General features: G+C 60.6%; 5 protein-coding genes. 1 reads left to right on the top strand and 4 read right to left on the bottom strand.

What is annotated here, in order from left to right; all coding sequences use genetic code 11:
* The coding region (locus GIW28_RS30425; protein ID WP_236490489.1) for an AraC family transcriptional regulator ligand-binding domain-containing protein at positions 1–236 on the bottom strand (236 nt) is incomplete at its 3' end.
* Between the two features lie 203 nt (positions 237–439).
* Between GIW28_RS30425 and GIW28_RS30420 the strand changes: the two genes are divergently transcribed.
* A complete protein-coding gene (locus GIW28_RS30420; RefSeq protein ID WP_017137527.1) occupies positions 440–1,381 on the top strand; it encodes a SphA family protein in 942 nt (313 codons plus the stop codon).
* A 179-nt stretch (positions 1,382–1,560) separates the two neighbouring features.
* Here the strand turns inward: GIW28_RS30420 and GIW28_RS30415 are convergent, their stop codons facing one another.
* The 3 genes from GIW28_RS30415 to GIW28_RS30405 all read right to left on the bottom strand — a co-directional run bounded on the left by GIW28_RS30415 (position 1,561) and on the right by GIW28_RS30405 (position 4,587).
* On the bottom strand, positions 1,561–2,769 hold the full coding sequence (locus tag GIW28_RS30415; protein ID WP_236448045.1) for a DSD1 family PLP-dependent enzyme: 1,209 nt from the start codon (positions 2,767–2,769) through the stop codon (positions 1,561–1,563).
* 59 nt (positions 2,770–2,828) lie between these two features.
* The gene (locus GIW28_RS30410; protein WP_236448044.1) at positions 2,829–4,157 is read right to left on the bottom strand and encodes a D-arabinono-1,4-lactone oxidase; all 1,329 of its coding nucleotides are present in this window, start codon (positions 4,155–4,157) and stop codon (positions 2,829–2,831) included.
* 76 nt (positions 4,158–4,233) lie between these two features.
* Positions 4,234–4,587 carry a c-type cytochrome gene (locus GIW28_RS30405; protein WP_138453873.1) on the bottom strand — a complete coding sequence of 118 codons (354 nt, stop codon included), beginning with the start codon at positions 4,585–4,587 and terminating at the stop codon, positions 4,234–4,236.
* Positions 4,588–4,675: the final 88 nt, after the last annotated feature.

Here is a 4,675-nt window from a genome sequence, read left to right as displayed (position 1 = left end):
CACAGGCCCAGCCCCTGATCGGGAAGCACCTTGAGTGCGCGCTGGATCATCGCCACAGCCTGGCGATAGGAAATACGCTGGGCCGGGTCATCCAGGTCGGCCAGGGTAAACCCCAGGCCTCGGCACAACGCTTCGGCATTCGCGCCCTTTTGCGCTACCACCTGCCCGAGGGTCTGCAACAGGAAGGGCGACACCAGCGCCAATTCAAATTGCGGGTCAACGGCTTTCCTTTGCATGGCTCACGGGTTCCCGACTGAGTACTTCAGTTCTTGTTTTAGAAACATCCTGTTAATCATAGGCGCTTGCAAGAGCCGCTGCATCCTGAGTGAAACCTGTCCGGCAAAGTCCCCCTATCTGGCCGCCAAAACCCTGCCCCGCCGGGCGCTGAAGGCATATTTCTAACGTCAGCGGTGCCCTAACAATAATAAAGAGGCCAGACATGAACCCCACCCGTGCACTTCCCCCCCTGCAACTGGCGTTGTTGAGCCTGCTCAGCCTGCCGGCCCTGGCCACCGAAGGCGGCGTCGACAACATCGGCCCCGGCACCGATGGCTTCTACATCCTGCCGCTGGACGTGAACAACCTGCCCGACCATATGTTCGCGTTCAACCTGTATTACAACCACTACCAGGCACGCAAACTGGACATCAGCTCCCTCGGCGGCAAGGTCTCGCAAGTGCGGATCAAGTCCGACGCGATCATCCCACGCCTGGACTACCTGAGCCCCGTGCGTGTGTTCGGCGGGCGCCTGGGCGGCTACATCGCCCAGCCGTATATCAAGCAACAGGTGTCGCTGTTCGGTATGTCCGACACCCGCGAAAGCATGGGCGACACCACCCTGGCGCCGATCATCCTGTGGGACATGGGCAAAAACCTGACCCTGGCCGCCGCCGTGGAAATCACCCTGCCCACCGGCGAATACGACGCCACGCGCCTGGCCAACACCAGCAACAACTTCTACACCTACAAGCCGCTGGTCTCGGCGACCTGGATGCCCAATGAACGCACCGAACTGTCGATCAAGACCACCTACAGCTTCAACGAAGAAAACCACGACACCGACTACCGCTCCGGCCAGATTTTCCATTTCGACTACTCGGCCAGCTACAAGGTGACCGACAACCTGAGCCTGGGGGTCAACGGCTATTACCTCAAGCAGACCACCGACGATAAGCAGTACGGGCGCACGGTGGTAAACATCTATGGTGATGAAGTGAATGATGGGGTCAAGGGACAAGTGTTTGCCATTGGCCCGGCGGTGTATTTCACCTTCTTGAAATACGCCAGTGCAGAGGTGCGCTGGGCTAAAGAGTTTGATGTGAAGAACCGGCCGGAAGGCGATATGTTGTGGGCCAAGCTCACCATTCCCTTTGCCCTGTAAAAACCCGACTTGAAACAGGAACACTGACTTGTGTGGGAGTGTGATTGTGTGGGAGCTGGCTTGCCTGCGATAGCATCACCGCGGTCTAACCTTGAGACCGAGGCGTCTGCATCGCAGGCAAGCCAGCTCCCACACAAGCCAGCCCCACAATCACACTCCCACATTTCGAGCGCTTTGCGTCAGGCATAAACGGGCCAGGTCTCGACGATTTTCCCGTCCCGCACCCCCAGCAAATCCCCAAACTGCAACAACACAAACTCACTCTGGGTCGGGCGCAAAAACACTTGATCCTCAATATTCAATCCCACCGCCGGCGAGCCGTTGACCATCTCCTGGTTAGAACTGCGCCCAAACAGCTCATTGCTTTGCAGCCCCTGCGGCGACTCGAATTGCGCCATCCAGTTACCGCCATAAATAAAGAACGTCTCGCGCTGATTCGGATCCCACCACGAAAACACCCGCGACTTGCCATCCAGCGCCGGAATCTCCACCGACCCGGTGCTTTTCAACACTGGCGTGGCGATAAACGCTGCCGGCACATGCTCGCTCAACGACGGCAAATCGTAATGCGTGGGCTTGAGCAACGCGGTACCCACCGACACCTCGGTACTGAGTGTTTCCTGCTCGTGAATCCGATAGCTGGGGCTGCCAGCCGTGTTCAACGTCAGCCCCTCACGCCATAACCCGGCAAACTGCTGACGGGTGAAATCAACATGGCCGTTGTAGCGCTGCATCACCTGCTCAAACAGCGCCTGGGGCGAACCGAGAATACCCGGCACGCCCATGCCCACAAACGGGTCGTAGCCCATAAATCCGGCAAACTCCAAGTGCTGCGGGTTGGCGCTGATCAGCGTGAGCATCCGCCCCAGCACCGCGTTATCGCTAATGCCGCCGCGATGCAGCCCCACATCCAGCTCGATGTTCACCCGCAACCGCGTGCCCAACCCTTGCGCCAACGCCAAGTAGTGCTGCAACCGCTCTGGCGTGTCCAGTAGCCACTGCAATTGCCTGGCCGGGTCAAACGGACCTTTATGGGTTTGATAAAACAGCTCGGCCGAGCGCACCGGCAACGGCTTGCCCATGAGGATGTCAGCCTCGGGAAACACCTGCGCATCGTGGTTCAGAAACGGTTGATGAAACGACATCAGCCGCGCAGTGCCCGCGCGCTTGGCGATATACGCCAGTAACCCCGGCGACGGCAGCGACTTCTCCACCAGGCGCAAATGCTTGCCACCATGCTGCACCGACTGCATCACCACGTCGATATTGTGATCAAGGCGGTCCAGGTCGATCAGCATCACCGGGCGCATCGGCCCATGGGCTTTGAGTTCATCATTAAGGCTGCGGAAATACTCGCTGTACGGGCCGCCGCGATCACTGGGGCGCAGCCACCAGCCACCCGCCACTGCCGCCACTGCGGCGCCCAGCACAAAATGTCGGCGTTTCATCAGGCCACTCCCAGGATGGATTGCAGGTGCGCATTGAGGAACTTGCCGCTCGGGTCCAGCTCGCGGCGCACGCGGGTGAATTCGTCCCAGCGCGGGTACAGCGGCTGCAAGGTGCGCGCGTTAAGGGTGTGCAATTTGCCCCAGTGCGGGCGGCCGGCGTACTTCCAGAAAATCGGCTCCACGGCGGCAAAGAAGTTGTGATGGTCCATGGCGTAATGCTGATGGACCGAAATCGAACAGCTGTCGCGGCCTTCGAACATGCTCAAAGGGATGTCATCGGCCTTGACGTAGCGATACTCGATAGGAAACCAGGTGCGCAGGTCCTTGTCGGTGATCAGCTTGAGGATTTCCCGCAGGCACGCCGGGCCATGTTCGGCAGGCACCGAATATTCCATCTCGTTGAAACGCACGTTGCGCACATTGGCATAGACCTGGAACGACTCGGCCACGCGGTCCTGGAAGCTGGCAAAAAAACGCAGGCTGTTGAGCAAGGTGCGGCGGGTGCCCGGGAAATCACTGCCATACTTGTCGAGCTTTTCGATGATCGACACAAACTCATTGCCGCCCGCCTCCGCCGGGTCGACGGGAGGCGTTTCGGGGTCATCGGTTTCGTTGAGGGCGATGGACAGCGCGTAGTCGGAATGGGTGACCACGAGCATTTCCCAGTGCTGGTTTTCGCGGGTGTTCTTGTGCACATCCTCCAGCAACTCTTCGGTCTTGGCGATCCACTGACGCTCACGCAAGCGGTACGGTGCGCGATTCTGCGAGCGGATCTGGGTGACCACCCCCAGCGCACCGAGAGACACCCGGGCGGCGCTGAACAGCTCGGGATGGCGTTGGGCATCGCAGTCCAGCACGTCGCCTTGGGCGGTGACCAGTTGCAGGCCGGTGACGCAACCGGAATACGAGGTAAAGCCCACGCCGGTGCCATGGGTGGAGGTGGAAATCGCCCCGGCCAGGGTCTGGTAATCGATGTCCGCCATGTTCGGCAGCGCCTGGCCGACGGCCTTGAGCGCCGGCCCCATGCGCGACATCGGCGTGCCGGCGGCGAAGGTCGCTTGCAAGGTGGCGGGGTCATGGTCCAACAGCCCATTGAAGTAACTCAGCGACAACAAGGTGCCGTCGGTGGGCACCAGGGCACTGAACGAATGTGCCGAGCCTACGGGCCGAATAGTGCTCGGTGCCTGGCGAATCATTTGCACCAATTCATCCAGGTCTTTGGGCGCCAGGCGCGCCAGCGGCAGGCAGGTCTGCGCGCCCGACCAGTTACGCCACGGGATCAACCGTGGCGCGCGAGCCAACTGGGCCAGTACCGGGTTGCTCGACAGGGCCAGAAAAACCCCGGCCACTGCCGAGCGTTGCAAGAGTTGCCGCCGTGAAAACGCCATCCACCACCTCTTTTTATTATTGGAGTTGAACACCGGCCATAAAGCTGATCAGCGCCAGAAACTGCGCTTCGGAACACTGCATGCACAGCCCCATCGGCGGCATGCCGTTGTAGCCGTTGATGCTGTGGTCCAGCAGCGTGTCGGCGCCCTGGGCGACGCGCGGGCTCCAGGCAGCCTTGTCACCCGCCAACGGCGCGCCGGCCGCCGGGTTGGCGTGGCATAGCTTGCAGCTGGTGTCGTAGACCTGGGCCAGTGCCGGGTCGGCGGGCACGGTCGTGGTCGCAGCAGTGCGTTCGGGGGCAGGTTTGGGCGTGTCGTCACAGGCCGTCAGCAGGCTGAGTACGAGCAACAGTAACGCGGTGCGGGGCATGGCCACCCTCTCTTATTGTGCAGTGGAAGCTGTTTGCACACTAAGGCAGCGAAGGCAGGGCGTTGAGGGTTTTGGGGGACACAAAGGG

The organism is Pseudomonas sp. PA-5-4B (assembly GCF_021606215.1).
GTDB lineage: Bacteria > Pseudomonadota > Gammaproteobacteria > Pseudomonadales > Pseudomonadaceae > Aquipseudomonas > Aquipseudomonas edaphica.
This window is presented reverse-complemented; position numbering and strand designations above follow the sequence as displayed.